This window comes from Ensifer sp. Root954 (assembly GCF_001429005.1).
Lineage (GTDB): Bacteria > Pseudomonadota > Alphaproteobacteria > Rhizobiales > Rhizobiaceae > Ensifer > Ensifer adhaerens.
The window spans coordinates 47,055-62,138 of record NZ_LMJM01000003.1 but is presented as its reverse complement, the minus strand read 5'-3'; the positions used below and the strand labels follow the sequence as shown (position 1 = coordinate 62,138).

At 60.7% G+C, this 15,084-nt stretch carries 10 protein-coding genes and 1 pseudogene; 5 read left to right on the top strand and 6 right to left on the bottom strand.

From position 1 onward, the window contains the following. Positions 1-9 precede the first annotated feature (9 nt). Entirely contained in the window at positions 10-3,741 is a 3,732-nt protein-coding gene (locus ASE71_RS04180; protein WP_060519103.1) for a DUF6519 domain-containing protein, read from the top strand. A 154-nt stretch (positions 3,742-3,895) separates the two neighbouring features. Beyond that, the gene (locus tag ASE71_RS37560; protein WP_082566337.1) at positions 3,896-4,123 is read left to right on the top strand and encodes an enoyl-acyl carrier protein reductase FabMG; all 228 of its coding nucleotides are present in this window, start codon (positions 3,896-3,898) and stop codon (positions 4,121-4,123) included. On the opposite strand, the gene ASE71_RS04175 is transcribed toward ASE71_RS37560, so the two are convergent. Beyond that, complete coding sequence (locus ASE71_RS04175) at positions 4,074-4,829, bottom strand: hypothetical protein (RefSeq protein WP_060519105.1); 756 nt, start codon at positions 4,827-4,829, stop codon at positions 4,074-4,076. The genes ASE71_RS37560 and ASE71_RS04175 overlap by 50 nt on opposite strands. A gap of 475 nt (positions 4,830-5,304) precedes the next feature. Between ASE71_RS04175 and ASE71_RS04170 the strand changes: the two genes are divergently transcribed. Continuing rightward, on the top strand, positions 5,305-7,059 hold the full coding sequence (locus ASE71_RS04170) for a lysozyme (protein ID WP_060519107.1): 1,755 nt from the start codon (positions 5,305-5,307) through the stop codon (positions 7,057-7,059). Positions 7,060-7,124: 65 nt separating this feature from the next. After that, on the top strand, positions 7,125-8,315 hold the full coding sequence (locus ASE71_RS04165; protein ID WP_060519108.1) for a DUF2235 domain-containing protein: 1,191 nt from the start codon (positions 7,125-7,127) through the stop codon (positions 8,313-8,315). Between the two features lie 591 nt (positions 8,316-8,906). Here the strand turns inward: ASE71_RS04165 and ASE71_RS04160 are convergent. The 5 genes from ASE71_RS04160 to ASE71_RS04140 form a co-directional block, all read right to left on the bottom strand. After that, a complete protein-coding gene (locus ASE71_RS04160) occupies positions 8,907-10,100 on the bottom strand; it encodes a transporter substrate-binding domain-containing protein (protein ID WP_060519109.1) in 1,194 nt (397 codons plus the stop codon). A gap of 3 nt (positions 10,101-10,103) precedes the next feature. Further along, positions 10,104-12,047, bottom strand: coding sequence for a hypothetical protein (locus ASE71_RS04155; RefSeq protein WP_060519110.1), 1,944 nt, complete (start codon positions 12,045-12,047; stop codon positions 10,104-10,106). A 636-nt stretch (positions 12,048-12,683) separates the two neighbouring features. After that, the gene (aac(3), locus tag ASE71_RS04150; RefSeq protein WP_060519111.1) at positions 12,684-13,496 is read right to left on the bottom strand and encodes an aminoglycoside 3-N-acetyltransferase; all 813 of its coding nucleotides are present in this window, start codon (positions 13,494-13,496) and stop codon (positions 12,684-12,686) included. A 416-nt stretch (positions 13,497-13,912) separates the two neighbouring features. Continuing rightward, on the bottom strand, positions 13,913-14,104 hold the full coding sequence (locus ASE71_RS04145; protein WP_127890351.1) for a hypothetical protein: 192 nt from the start codon (positions 14,102-14,104) through the stop codon (positions 13,913-13,915). Between the two features lie 20 nt (positions 14,105-14,124). Then, positions 14,125-14,403 carry a hypothetical protein gene (locus ASE71_RS04140; protein WP_034799974.1) on the bottom strand — a complete coding sequence of 93 codons (279 nt, stop codon included), beginning with the start codon at positions 14,401-14,403 and terminating at the stop codon, positions 14,125-14,127. A gap of 271 nt (positions 14,404-14,674) precedes the next feature. On the opposite strand from ASE71_RS04140, the pseudogene ASE71_RS34775 reads away from it, so the two are divergent. Next, positions 14,675-14,880 (top strand): annotated as a pseudogene (locus ASE71_RS34775) (dodecin). The last annotated feature ends 204 nt before the right edge of the window (positions 14,881-15,084 follow it).

The following is a 15,084-nucleotide window of genomic DNA, read 5'->3' as shown; positions in this document are numbered from 1 at the left end:
AGGCCTGCCATGACCGGCGATATTTCGAGAAAGACCTTCGATCCTGTCAAGGATTTCAGCCTTGTGGGGATGCAGCAGGGCCGCCTGTTCACCGATGCCGACTGGAACGAACAGGGCGACATCCTGCGCGCCTCGGATCGGGAGACGGCGGCTGATATCATCGGCCCCGCCGGCTTTCCGGAGGACGATGCGGGCTTCGGACTGATCCCGGATGCCGGGACCGGAACGCTGGTGATCACCCCTGGTACCGGATACGTGGCAGGTGTGGGCCATGTGCTGCGCTGGCCTTTTGGCTTTTCGCTGACCCGTCAGTCGGGCACCGGCGGCAATGCGGTCTGGCGGATCGACGATGGCGGGGAGCTGGCTGACGACGACGTGCTGAGCACTGACCCGGCGGGCCTGAGCGTTTTCGTCAAGGTGCGCAACTTCGCTGAGGATGCGAACGGCGTGCGGACCTTCCGTACCACGCCAGCCCTTGGTGATGCCGTGACCCGCGCCTTCCGGCCGGCAACAGTCCAGCGGCAACCATATGGGGCAGGCACGCCGCTTCCGGCGGTGGCCGGCGACTACCTGGCCGTGCTCAAGTCCACAGATCTGATCGTGACCGCACTCGATGAACCGCTGCTGCGCGAGGTGGCTTTCGACGGGCCGGATACGGCCTATCGTGAGCGGACCATCTGGCAAGTCCAGCTGGTCGCGCGCGCGGCGCTCCTGGCGCTTGGATACCAGGCTTCCGACCTGACCTGCCCGGCGCTGTCAAAGGGGTTCGATCCCGTCCTTGCCGACCGTGCGCAGGGCGAGATGCGCGCGCGGGCGGAGCTTTCCGACCTTAGCGCCGGCCCCTGCAACCTTCCGCCCGCCGCGGGCTACCGCAGTCTCGACAATTTTCTCTTCCGCGTCGAGATCCATCTGGCTGGCGACGAGGCGGCGGCGTTCTACAAATGGTCGCGCGAGAATGCCATTCACCGCACGCGATACCGCGAGATCGACGCAGGCGTCTTGGTGGTGGACAGCATCGGCCGTGATGAGATGACCGCGTTGAAGGCGGGCGACTGGATCGAGATCCGCGATCAGGCGGCGATCTATGGGGAGGCGCCTGGCTTCTTCGCCCGGATCGACGAGGTGGTCGGCCAACGCGTCTCGCTTGCCGAACTGCGCGATCCGCTCACGCTTGCGCCACTCCTCAACAACGGTCTCCCGGACACAGACAAGCTTCCGGCGGAGGCATTCGTCACCCGTTGGGAAGGCGGGCTTCCGGCGCAGGTGGACGATGCCGCGGCCGATTGGGCAGATCTGGAGAATGGTGTCCAGATCCGCTTCGAAGCCGGTCAGTATCAACCCGGCGATCACTGGATCATTCCGGCGCGCGCCGTGTCCGGCGATGTGGAATGGCCACGCAATCCGGTCACCGGCGAACCGTTGCCGAAACCTGCAGAAGGACCGCGGCGCAACTATGCGGCGCTCGCCTGGCTCGTGCTCGACGGTGCCGGCGCCTGGACCGTAGCCGAAGATTGCCGCCCGCTTTTCCCGCCGATTACCCGCGCCAAGCAGGTGCTCTACGCCGGCGGCGACGGGCAAGAGGCCCTGGACGATCCCCTGAATGCGGCCGCCCTGGTACCTCTACCAAAGGAGCTTTCCGTCGCGGTGGTGCGCGGCCATAAACCGGTCCAGGGAGAGACGATCCGTTTTACCGTTGCGGAGGGGGCCGGGCAGTTTGGTAACGGCATGCCAACCCAAGAGGCCACCACCGATGGCACCGGCGTGGCGTCGGTTACCTTTAGCCTTGATGGCACGAACAGGGTGCAGCGCGTCTTTGCCCAGCGGCTGGATGCCGCCGGAACACCGACCCATGCGCCCATCAGCTTCAACGCGACACTCGCGCGTGCGACCCACGTCAGTTTCAACCCGGCCAATACGCCCGCGCTTGCGCTCGCCAATACGGTGCAGAAGGCTATCGAGGCTTTGGCGGGGCTCCAGCATGTCGGCTGCACCACGATCGTCATCCAGCCGGGTGAGGACTGGGTGGCCCGGCTGGAGGGGCTCCAGCCGGGCGAGAATGCCTCGATCTGTTTTGCCAGGGGCACCTACACCACCGGGCGCACCGTTGAGATGACCGGTCTTGGTCATATCCGCATCAGCGGCGCCGGGCCCGGGACCGTCCAGATTCTGGCCTATCGCACGGAGGCGGCCATCGCCTTTGCAGCCTGCGCCAGCGTTGTGGTCAGCGGGCTTGAATTTGCAACGCCCGACAGCAACAGCGCGGTCGATCCCGGTCGGAAGATCCACCGTCAGGGCACGCTGGACTTCGGTCACTGCGACGCGGTTGAAGTGCATGGCTGCACGCTGAGTTGCGGCGGCGGCACCTCGACCGAGCGCACCTGCCTGACGGTCCGGGGCTACAGCGAGACGCTGAAGAGCTTGAGGGTCACGCAATCGGTTCGGATCGCCAACAACAGTCTGACGGTCGGCAACCTTCAGGAGGGGATCGTCGTGACCGATGCCGTCGACGTCGATGTGTCCGGCAACATCCTGACCGCCAAGCCGGGCAAGGGCTCGCTCAACATCAAGGCGTTCCTTTCCGACAAGGTCTGGCTAGCCACGACCGCAAACAGCTTCATCACCCGCCCCGTGAAGGGCTATGTCGGCCGGGGCACCGGCTTCAAGGAGATTGGCGTCAAGGAATGGCGCATGACCTTCGACAGTCCAGTGCCGCAGAAGGACTGGGACGCGCTGGTCGCTACAAACCCGCCCGCCGCGGCGGACCTCAAGAACCAGGAAACGTTCGGTCGCTGGGCGCAGGGGCTCGTCGCCTCCGTGGCAGAGAACCCCGACCGGATGCCGGTGTTTCGCAAGCAATTGAAGCGGCTTGGGGACTCGTTCGGCACCCATGGTGAGGGGCTGGACAATACGAAGGTGCGCACCACGCTCCTCGTTTCGAGCGACCCGGTCGTGCAGCGCTTCGATGCGAGATCGGGTGCTGAGCGACAGGTCGTGGTCGAGGCGAACGGGCAGGTCGTCGCCTTCGACAGTGCCTTCAGCCAGAAGGATTGGACGACGCTCATTTCCCGCAGCGGCTCGGCTGCCAAGATCGCAAATGCAGACGAACTTCTGGGGCTGAGCTACGGCCTGGCGAAGAAGGTATTGGAGGATGCCGAGCTCCGCGCCGGGCTGGGATCGGTCCAGAACTGGCTGAAGGGGCTTGAGGAAAACTCGGTCAGCCTGGGGGCGCAGGGCATCGTCTGCGGTGGACGGCGGATGGACAATGTCGCGATCCGGGGCAATGCAATCCGCGCCTTCCAGGTGGGGGTGCGGGTGGCGGTCAGCCACATGCGCAACGCGAATGTGCGGGCCAGATCGGTGTCGATCGACGACAACCGCATGGAGTTGATGGCGCCCTACGCGCAAGCCTATGCCGGTTACGGTGTGCTTGTCGGGAATGTCGATACCCTGCGCATCCGGGGCAACGAGATGGCGCTGTCGACCCGGCCGAATTTCAGCAGGTATTTTGCGCAGGGCATCCGCATCTGGGGCTTCATCGGTCACCAGGTGCTGGTGGCGGAGAACCGGATTTCGATGGCCACGATGGGCATCCGCCTGGTTTCGGTCGTCGCGTTCGGCGACGAGGATCCGCACCTTTGGGTGTTCCGCGAAAACCTGATCGAGGGACCGGGGATCCGTGGCTGGAAGGTGACGCCGTCCTGGCCGCTCGTCGACCAGAACAATCTGACGCGTAGCGTCTAAGGATGGCCTGACGCCGATTTTCGTTGTATGATTGTGTTTCCTGGCTCTTATGGCAATGATTTTGTGGTGCCACCGGGTTCGAGTCCCTGTCAGGTAAGCGAAGCGGAGCGGGACACCGGTCCGCTTCCCGCATTTTTGGGCATGCAAAACCTGTGTGCCGGGTCCGTCCAGACTGCCCGTTTTCCAGCTTCGACGACGTGATCCGGACCCTCAGAAGTTACGTCCGGGGCAGTCCGAGGTGACGATCGGAACGTCGAGCGAGATCACGGCGATGCACCGGGACAGCAGGACGCTGATCTCCGATCTTTTGAGCCGGCTGGTCGTAGGTGACTTCAAGGGGTCTTGGCGGTATCGGTCGTCAGTTGAACCAGAAGATACGTGACGATTGCATCCCGCTTGGCCAACCCCTTGGGGCGGCCCTCGGGGTCCAGGGCAACCAGCGTTTTGCGTGCCAGCTGATCCATTTTTGTGAGCGCTTCGGCGTTCGTCGCGTCGGCTGCGATCGCTTCCTTCGTAAACCCTGGTAGCTCAAGAAGTTTGCCGGCGTCGGGCGCGTCGAGCGCCTCGCGGAATCGTGCCTGGGTCTCAGAACCGTTCTGGCCCGACAGGTAATTGATCACCGCTCGGCCGTCGGCGGCCGCGGCGAATTTCCCATCCGCGTCCGTGACCACCAACGTCAATTCCGGATCAAAGCTCGACAGTGCCTGAAGGTAGAGGACGACGGCCGACGGGGCGTAGTAACCCGGGCGGCCAAGATGGAGGACAAGCGCTACCGGTCGCCCCGGCGTGAGGGTGCGCGTCAAGCCTTCGATCGCTGCGACGCCCTCCTTCTCAATCGATTGGAAATTTTCGACGACATCCGTAAGGGGCAATAGCTTGACTTCGGATTTAGCGGCCTCGCGAAACGTCAGTGCGACACCGCCCGCGGACAACTCGCTGATCGTCCCAGACGCGATGCCCCAGACCCCGAGCGGGAGCAGAAGCAGCGCGATGAAGGTGGTGCTCTCGCCAATCTTCAGATGTTTGAGGATCAGGGCAAGCAGCACAGCCAGTGGGATGCTTGCGATGGCATATACTATGGCGCTCATGGCTGCCCCGCTCTAAAATCGAGCTATCGCGTATATCCTTGAACATTATAACCAGCCATTTTGGCATTAACTGTTACATGTGGAACAGGTTCGTCACCAATCGTCATGTAAAGTATCGGAAGGCTGGCTGAATAAATTCAGTCAAAGGCTATGTCCGATAATAAATGTCAGGGATTTTCGTCCGAAAATCCGACGGATATCCTTGTTTTATCGCCAAAGTGAACGTTTCTCGTTGAATTTTCAACGAGGTGGATCTTTTCCATAGTGTTGCATACGAAACCCGATGACCATCTGACGGCCCTGTCCCAATGTGAAGCAGAGCCCGACGGCGGTTGGACATGCCCTGGCGTTGGTCTGGGCGATTGGCAGGTCCCGCGTGGCGTGACCGTGCCAACTTGAACGCACAGTAAACCGACCATCAGCCGCGGCAGAACTAGCGGGCAACAGCGCGCTACAAAAACGATGGGAGGCTTCCGTGAAGACAAGTGTACGCGGCATATGCGCCATGCTCGCCGAAGAGGCAATCGTCCTATCAGCCTACAACGATGGCACAGGAACCATGACGATCGGCGCCGGACATACGGCGGCGGCCGGTCCACCTGTTCCCCGCTCCGGCCTGACGATCACCCTGACGGAGGCGATCAACATCTTCCGCACCGATCTTGCCAAGTTCGAGGCGCAGGTTCAGGCAGCCGTCAGGACCCCGCTGGCGCAGCATCAGTTCGATGCCCTTGTGTCGTGGCACTTCAATACGGGCGCGATATCGAAGGCAGGCTTGACGCAGAAGCTCAATGCCGGAGACGCTGTTGGCGCGGCCGCCGAATTTGCGCGCTGGAACAAGAGCAACGGCAAGGTGCTCGACGGCTTGGTTGCGCGTCGCGAGCGTGAAGCAGCCATGTTCGCAAAGGGAGAGTATGGCAGCCCGAAGATCCGCGTTCTGGAGAGCAGGGGCGGCCCGGACGAAATCTTCACCGCCGACCAGATCGAGACGCTCCTCGGGGGTGCCCCGAACTCGGAAGAAGAACAGACCACCGAAGAACTGCTGGCCAATCCGATCTCGCAGCTTCTCCCGCTCAACCGGCCCAAGCAATCCGCCGCGCTCACGAACACCGTGCTTCAGGAGTTTAGAAACCTCATCCCGCAAGAGGGGCGTGATGACGCTGTGACGTTGGTCGCCGTGCGCGGCTACTACCTCAACTCGATGGGCAAGGAGAGCGCAAACGATCGCGGCGTCTACGACGACGCGATCTTCATCGTCGAGCCGAGCGGTGTCCACAACTTCAACGCCAATACGGACCCCAGCCGTTTCGGTCGTGGTATCGCGCGGCTGAAGCCACGCCAGGCGATCCGGTACAGACCCGGTCTACACGGTTTTGGGCGCAAGAACGGACCCTATCCCGCCTTCCGGCAGGACAGCGACTGCACGGTCATTCGTGATGAAACCGGTGAGGATACGGATTCGCAGGATGGCCGCTTCTGGATCAATCTCCACCGCGGCGGCGTCACGTCCACCTCCAGCCTCGGTTGCCAGACGGTCCCACCGCATCAGTGGAACGAATTCAAGACCCTCGTAGACGGTCTGTTGAAGAAGCATGGACAGGAGACTTTTTACTACTTGCTCGTCGATCAGGACGATGTCCCACAGGAGGAAACGACCATGCCTGTTATCACGCAGCCGGCACCGGCTCCGGCGACGACCGAGGCGAACCCCGCACAATTGCTGCAACAGATCCTCGCGCTCGCTGCGATGTCGCGCGGACACAAGCCCGCGAACCAGGGCGACATGACCTGGCTGGTCGATGTCTTGCGGGCACTTGTCACCCAACCGACGATCAATGGCGTTGTCCTGAATGGCGCGAAACCGGACCCGCTCGCATCGGTCAGCGACCCTGACCTGACGCCGGTCAACGGTGCGCTCGGAAAGACGCTCGGGAATGCGCTCGACGGCCGCAAGACCGCGATAGGTGCCATCGGCATGCTCGCCACGACCCTTCTGCCAATCTTCTTCCCGCAGCTGGCGCCGGTCACGGCGATCGCTGCACCCTTGATCGAGGGTGCGGCGAACGCGGGCGCCACAGCGGCGGCGACGCATGCTGGCGGAGGGCTCGGCAGCGAGCTTGTAACGGCCGCCTTCCCTGTCTTTGCCGCGATCAGCGGCTGGGGCGTGATGGGCAAGGTTGAAAAATGGGTCCGCGCCCTTCGGGGCGGGCTTGAAGCGCCGGCCGCGTGAGAACCGCGGCTGCTCACGCCAAGACAACAGGGAAACGCACATCAGGGCCATAAAGGAAAAAAGAGATGAAACGCTTGGTTGTTTGTTTCGACGGAACCTGGAACGACGCCGACAGTGCCCGTTCCGAAACGAATGTCGCGCTGATCGCACGCTCCATTCGCGCATGCCAGCAGGATACAGGTGGTATTCCGCAGTCGGTCCTCTACCTGCGCGGCGTGGGATCGTCCGGCCTGCAGATTCAACGCATCCTGGATGGCGCAATCGGCACCGGCGTCGATGAGAACATTCGCTCTGGATACATGTTCCTGGCCCAAAATTACGTTGCGGGCGACGAGATCTATCTCTTTGGCTTCTCGCGCGGGGCCTTTTCCGCCCGCAGCCTTGCAGGACTGGTCGCTTCATGCGGGCTTCTCAAGCGTCAACGGCTTGGGGATCTGCGCAACGCCTGGCACTACTACCGGAATTACGAGAAACGGTCGCCCGAGGATTTCGTGGAGAAGTATTCGACGGACGCGCATGTCGATGTTGAAATCACGATGTTGGGGGTCTGGGACACGGTCGGAGCGCTCGGGGTGCCCAGCCACATGTTCAGTGCCTTCAACCGAAGGGAATACGGCTTTCACAACACCACGGCATCTCGGATAACGCGTCACGCCTATCACGCAATGGCCATCGACGAGGCGAGGGACGAGTTCGTGCCGACGCTTTGGACCGGCGACGCCCCAGAAAAAGAGTCGGGCCGGACCGTTGAACAGGTCTGGTTCGCAGGCAGTCATGGCGACGTTGGCGGCGGCTATGTTGATCGTTCGCTGGCCGACATTCCGCTGGTCTGGATGGCCGAAAAAGCGCAGGCCTGCGGATTGGTCATCGACTGGGATATGTTGCCGAAAGAGCTCGACATATATGCTCCCCACCACGATTCGCGCGCAGGCTGGTCTTTCAAAGATCGGCTGACGCCGACTTTTCGGCAGATCTGCGAAAAGCCGTTCAAGGTGGACTACTACGAGACGCTCTACCGGCCGCGCGATGAAGGAGGCTTTCTGCGTACGATCAACGAGTCTCTCCATCAAAGCGTTATCGACCGCTATGGGCGGATGGCCCTCTTTTCTCCCAACGACGACCCGACGGCGCGCATGCAGCAGCTCTACAGACCACGAAATCTGGGCCCACTGTTCCCGACCCCGGTCTTGAGACGGCGCCCCTTGGTGCCGAACTCCGTCGGAACTGTGCAGCCAATCGGTCTTGGGGCCTCCTGAGTTCTATCGATCCAGTTCATGGGGGCTGAATGTGCCAGGCAAGACCGGAAGGTTTTGCCTGGTACTTTTTGATCAGGCTGATGCTGAAGCCGAAAGGAATTGCCGATGACGCGAGAGGGATCGAAGCGCTAGCCGGGGAGCGGTCCATATTCGCGTGCCTTGGATCTAGATTGCCGATGGAGGCGCTCCCGTCCGGAGCAGATCTAGCCCTTCGTCTCCATCCGCAGGAGCCGTTGCACACGATACTCCACCGTCGGCCGATAAGTGTTTCAGGAAGTAGAAGGTGTCGCCGCGTCGGCGGCGAACCGTTGCCGTGGCTTGATACGTTGGTCTTCTGCATGCCGCTGTTGTGCACGCTTGAACGGCCGGCGCCCTCACTGCTGGTGATGGTCGCGCGTCAAGTGGGCTCGAATGAGGGTGACTTTGCGCCGGTCGAATTCGCGGCGACTGTCGAACGATCCTTCAGTCCAAAGCAAAATTATCGAACTCGGCTCAAGGGAAGGCCGGCGTCGGACGTGTTCAGATTTTATGCTCGCTTGCCCCTCACCAATGTGGACGCCTCAATATAGCGTCACATCGCTTGGCAGAATCTCAAAGGGGGTTGTACGCGGCCCCAACGCGCACCAACGTCGCATCCGGTTTGTCTTTCGTCTTGGAGGCGTCGCTTCCGGTAGGAATTCTGTTGATTCGGAACAGTGTGCCAAGAAACGGTGACTTCTGCGTTTCGGGGAAATGGCCGGTGAACAATCTTTCGACGGTACCGTCTTCGAACATGCCGTAAAGCGCGAGAGTCAGGCGTTCGGGAAAATCTGGGAAATGTAGCGTCGAAACCACGAAGGCGTAAGGCTCATAGCTTCCCGCCGCGGCGGGGGTAAAGTCGGCGGCACAACGTGTACCCGCCTCTTCGTTGAAGCCGGCAAGCGCAGCCCTGATCATATCGATGTCCCCGTAGTAGCGACTCAGGTTTCCAGCGCAAAATTCTCTGGCGGCATCTTCGTGCGAGGGCATCGCCCGCGTGCAGACCATCAGGCCGTCCTTTGACCGGGCCAGGGCCTGCTGCTCGGCCGCCTCCTGGGAAGTCGACCCTTCGACATATCCCCAGATCTCGAAGGTCTTCATCTTTTCGTCGCCACCCTGGGGCACATGGCGGAGCGTGATATCGAAAGTGCTGCTAAGCCAATCCCACAAGCCCTGTGCGGCGGGCGGTGTGTTCTTGACGTCGGTCGTTTGAGGGCTTGGCGCCGGCCACCATTTCCACTCGTCTGGTTTCCCGCCTTGAACCTTGGCCACCCATGTAGCCACTTGGGTGCAGGTGGGTTTAGCGGGCGCATCTTCGGGAAGGTTGCCCGCTGCCTTTGGTGCAATCGAGCGGCGCTGCTGCTGAATGTAGGAACCGTTTGCGACGAAGATGATTGGCGAGAATTCGAGGTGGGAAACGGTACCGTCGTAAGCGAAGTTATGCATCCGCTGGAGGTTGATCGTCGTCGGATCGCAAAGAAGGTCGAAGTCCCCAGCACCCGTGCTTAGGAACTCGGCCCGCTTTTTTGTATCGACGTTCACCGTCTTGAAGCGATAGCCGGCGCGTTGGACTACCTCCGTGCAGATATCCCAGAAGAGGCCGTTGTACCCATTGGTGTTTGGATCCTGCCAGATGAAGGGCCGTGCATCGCTGCGAACACCTACGATGATCTCTTCAGTGTCGCTGGCATCGGCGCGTGCCGCATAGGTCAGTGCGTGGGCGGGGACGAGTACGGCAAGGACGAGTTTTTTGAATAGCGGGCGCATTGGCTACTCCGCGGGCGCTGGCTTTGGCGCTGCCCGGCCAGGCACCTGTGCCGTACGGAGACGCTCACTGCTACTGCGCTGGTTGAGAAGGACTGCGGTTACGCAAAACACGACGAAAAACCCTATGAGCGCCGAAAAGAGCGCCGAGTAGACGATCAGGCCTCGGTCGATCGCGTCGAGGCTCTGCGTCGCTGCGGATTTCGCAGACCATGCGGTGAAATACCGAGTTAGTCCGCCGCAGAACGCCATGATGATGGCGGAGCCCAGCGCCCAGACTAGACTTGAGAAATAGGTCGGTCGCAGGGCTAGTGATAGTGCCCGTGCCGACCACGCGTCGAGGAGGAACGCCACAACGAGCGAAAGAACGACGCCGCGAGCGGCTGTGGGGGCATTGTATTCAAACGAAGACCGCAGAATGACCCAGATGCTTTGGCTGTCGGCAGCCCAGCCGGTGTCGAAGCCGGTCTTCCACAGCTGCAGCCCCATGACGAATGTCGCGGCGACGGCCCAGGAAGCGAAAGCGACAAGCACGGTCTGCGGCAACCACAAGGTCCAGTGCGCCAGCCGCATGTTGCGCCAGCGACGCGATTGCAGGCCTGCGTCACGAAGTGCGAGGGTCACGATCATCGGGATGCAATAGTTGTTGAATGCATAGAAGATGCAACTCAGCATTCGAGAGTAGGCATCGACCGGCTCGCCCCATACGAGTTCGTTTTCATATCGCCCGGGCAACAGGCTCCAGAACAGGCTGACGAACAGCACCACGCCAAGAGCCCAGAGCGCGGTGGTCGTCGCGTACGATCGACGATAACCCGCGGCCGTATGGGGGTGCAGCAATCCGCCGAGGAAAGCATCCAGCTTTTTCTTCGCAACGAACTGCTGGTGTGCGTTGTCTTCGTCGGAGGTTGTCGAAGAGGCGATAATGATCTCGTGCTCGACGTAGAGCGCGAGCAAAATGCAAAGGTCGTCGGCTAGGTCGTCAGCATCCGAGGCAAGTCGCTCCCACGTGGCGCGCTTACGCTCGCCGAGGCTTGCGTCGCCGGTGCCGACGACAGCAGCATCTTTCGTGCCACCGGACCCGTATTCCGATCTGTCGTCCAGTTCTACGATCAACTGATCCAGGCGCTTGTGCAATGCTTCCTCGAGCTGCTGGAAGCGTTCGCGCGCAGAGGCATTGGCGAGCTTGAGCTTGCGGTCGAAAATCCAGGCTGAAATCGCGAAGATCAATTCCAGATCGAGGCGGAAGTCCTCGGGTTCGCTAACCTGGTCCTTGGCGGCCGCTTGATAGTGAGCCATGCGGTCCCAACTACTGCGCGGAATGAGAAAGCGGTTTTTGTCAGTGGGTGCAGCGTCGGCCTCCGCCGCAGCCGAGAACCCCAGGTCCCTACGGCGCAAGTCCTCGCTGGCGCCGATGACGTGCGTGGGTATTCCCGCCAGCCGATGTGCCGCCCCCCGCATCCAGTCTTCGAAGTTACCCAGGAGCGGGAAGGTGGGGGCCAGGCCAACCATGATAAGTGCTATGGCAAGCGACACTGATGCACTGATCCCGATATCGAAGTCGCGCACCGCCGCTGGATCCACAGCGCTCGATAGCGTCCATGGGATCGCTGCGGCGTCATTGCTCGGAGCGAAGCCAGCGATGACGGCAGTCGGGGCATCGTTCGCAGGGATGGGAAGCTTGCTTGCTCCGATTGCTAGGTCAGGTCCGCCGAGCATGGGTAGCAGTTCGGCATACGCACAAAGGAAGAAGTAAATGAGCAAAAGGATTAGGGCGTAGCATGCGTAGGCATGCATGACGATGCGCCGCGCCCGAAGCTTGTCGGGCGACAACAGGTTGACAAGCCGCTCCATCTGCCGCCCGCCCTCGTAGGTGACACGGTTGAAGCGCCCGTAAGAATAAAACAGGACTATCGCCGCTCCGAAGAGCAGCGCGACAAGGTTCGGCATGGTGGTAAATCACAGTTTGGAGCAGTGCCTTAACGGCACTGCTGTACCGCCGGGTTGCATTGTGCAGCTGCCGTCGCAGGCACGAATGACGTCAGCGCAATGAGCACGAGCAATAGCTTCATCATGGCATCCTCCCTTGCGATTTTGCTTTTTGATACTGGAAGCGATCAGCCAACAAGTCGCGTTGTCGAAAGGCATAAGTTGCAAGACAACCGAATGCTCACGAAACCACTTTCCCGATTGTATGATACCAAGCGCGTCGCGACGTGGATGTTACGTTCGTAACACCTGAAGTCCTTGGGCCGGTGTAATTTGTATTGCTCTCTGTGTGTCTTGCGCCGTCGCCAGCGCGGTCACCAATCTCCACATCTCCAGGCAACGCGCCGGCTCAAAGCCGGATGGATGGCTCTTGGGCGCTGCGGCGTGCGGCCGCGAAGTATCTCAGCGGCTCTCCAGGCCGATGCCATGCCCTTCTGGGACGACAGGCAGCGCTTACGGCGTCGCCGACATCCCCATCGGTGTGCGCGGTTGCTGGCAGCGACCCTGAGGCCAAAGCGGCGCACGAGATTGGCGCCAACCGGATAAGGTCCAGTCTTCCGTCCGAAAAGGGCGGCCCGCATCGCTATGGACTGGTGCCTACGCACCCTTGCCAAATCGGCTTTCGAGATATGTCACACCAAACGACACGATGTCCCGCGCGTCGAAGAGGTGGCAGAACGCATCTCCGACCGTCCCGCTCCGGTGCCGGCTAGTGGCAACGTAGGCATTCGCAATCGTTTCGACCGCGTCGGCCTGGCCCGCGACCGCAAAACGATCAAGGATGCCGTTGGTGTCAAAGTCTTCGGCGGTCTCCCATACCGTTTCACCATTCGGACCAAGAAGCGGCATCTCGTAAGTCACGCGCCGCTTGCCGGGGATGTCGGCGATGGCTTCCGCATAGTGGAGAGCGGTAACGGAGTTCAAAGGCGCGCCCAGCAAGAGTACTTTTCCCCTAAGTTCGACAAATCGTTGGATTGGCGAGCCATTTCCCAAAGCCTGGCCAAGCCGATGAGGCTCGATCAACGTCTGGGAAAGTGGCCCAACCGCAACCATGGATGCGTCGGGATGAGCGCTACGGCGTGCGCCGGGCGCTTCAACAAGAAACTGGTTGAGCAGGCCGAAACCCGGATAGGTGCGAGCGGTTGCGGGATCGAACGGCGGCCAAGTACGACGCGCTTCATCAGCCATCCGGACGCCATTCAAAGTTTCCTCGTAGGGTGAGCGGTCCCATGAGGCATAGCCCATGAGGGTGCCCGATGACCCAATCGCATCGAGAAGTGCGCCGACAATGGCCGTCGGCCCGCCTTTGACAGCACCAACGGCTTTCAAGGAGGCGTGCACCATCAGAAGATCGCCCGTTCGAACGCCCAGTTGTCGAAGATCCGTCGTAATTTCAGTCCGGGTTTTCATCGAACCAGTTCAGATTTTCCGAGGTCTTGAAATCAGGCCGCCAGGGCCAGCACGTGTACCCACGCTACCAGTGAGGGCGAAGGTCAAAGCCAGCATGCGTGTGCGGAGGCCGGCGGGCGACTTGCCAATTGTAGGGCATGAACTGTCTCCTCTCCGAGCAAACAATGCTTAATTGAGGCTGGATGCAGAGGCGTGTTCCATGCGATGTTTAAAGCGACGCCCGACGAGCCGTAGCGAGCACCGTGGCCTAGAGGGCCTCGCTCGCGACTTTGGCCGCCATCGATACCAGGAGCGCTGCCAAAGCAACGGCTGTTCCAAACCTCGCGATCTTCATACGGCGTTCGCGACGGCCGTTCCAGTCATATCCCATCAGCGTCGCCTCCCGTTCCGCATTTGGTTTGGTCCGCCAAGGGCTTTCAATCGACCTTGCGCCCTGGCCGGCGTTCTTGAAGTAACTTGAGGTATCTGCGCCGGATGCAATCGATGGGTACATCGCCGGTGAACCGCAGCTTGAGCAGGACCTCGACCTCGGCATCACGCTCGATCGCCATGCCGCGCTCTGCCCATTTCGCAACGACGCGATCGGCGATTTCCTTCCGCGTGGTCACGAACGTCCCTTTGCTTTGGGTCATTTTCGTTGCAGGGCGAGCGCGCCGGCCTCCCGGCAGACACCCCGCAGCGATGAAGACCGATCCGCAAGGCCTCCCAACGTCCCACTGATGTGATCGGCCTGTTGTCTGGTTAATCTGAACTGCAGCGCCGACACATCCGTGAGATTAGGGTCGACGCTGAATTCGATCCTCAAGAAAACGTCGCCCGTTTCATCGCCTTTTGCCGGCTCGGCTTTCCAGCCGACGATGGTCGAGGACCTGACATTGCCACGCCCGTCCGTACTCCAGTCGTTCATGTGCTTGCAAACCTCTCTCTTTGCGAAAACCAACGACAGACAAGAAGCTCTAGACCGCACGCCAGGAAGAATGTCCGAAGTGCGCGTATCAGAATTGGTACATACCAGTGTTAAGCAATAGTTTTGATTTATGCATTTGGCATTTAAAAATTACAGGTCGCTAAAAGATTGATGCGACAATAGAGCCAGACACTTCCTTGCGCTGATTGTTAGCGCAAGGATTGCAGCTTGCCTGTAGGATGTCCTTTCTCAAAGCAAACGGGAGGTTGTTATGAGTGATCACGTCTATAAGAAGGTAGAGCTGGTCGGCAGTTCGAAGTCGTCTGTTACCGACGCTATCGAAACCGCGATCGCGCGTGCAGACCATGAGAAACCTGGAATGGTTCGAGGTCGACCAAGATCAGGGGACACATCAAGGATGGCGAAGTCGCGCACTACCAGGTGGTCATGAAGGTCGGGTTTCGTATTGACGACTGAACAGGCGACGCGTGGGCGCCAGCTTGGATCGACTGGCGCTTGCAGCAACGATCGTTGCGCCACGCCGGTAAAACACGCGGCTCAGTCGATTGTGCAGGGTTAGTAAGGGCTACATTCTGCTCCAGCATAAAGCTCCGCACATGGCAGGGGTGTGCCATGGAGCCCCTGCGGGCACGCTGCTGCAGAGCGAAAGAAGACGTGGTG

Coding starts and splice junctions, on each gene's coding strand:
- ASE71_RS04140 (WP_034799974.1), bottom strand. CDS start 14,403: ATGAACGACTGGAGTACGGACGGGCGTGGCAATGTCAGGTCCTCGACC.
- ASE71_RS04180 (WP_060519103.1), top strand. CDS start 10: ATGACCGGCGATATTTCGAGAAAGACCTTCGATCCTGTCAAGGATTTC.
- ASE71_RS04155 (WP_060519110.1), bottom strand. CDS start 12,047: ATGCCGAACCTTGTCGCGCTGCTCTTCGGAGCGGCGATAGTCCTGTTT.
- ASE71_RS04160 (WP_060519109.1), bottom strand. CDS start 10,100: ATGCGCCCGCTATTCAAAAAACTCGTCCTTGCCGTACTCGTCCCCGCC.
- ASE71_RS04175 (WP_060519105.1), bottom strand. CDS start 4,829: ATGAGCGCCATAGTATATGCCATCGCAAGCATCCCACTGGCTGTGCTG.
- ASE71_RS04165 (WP_060519108.1), top strand. CDS start 7,125: ATGAAACGCTTGGTTGTTTGTTTCGACGGAACCTGGAACGACGCCGAC.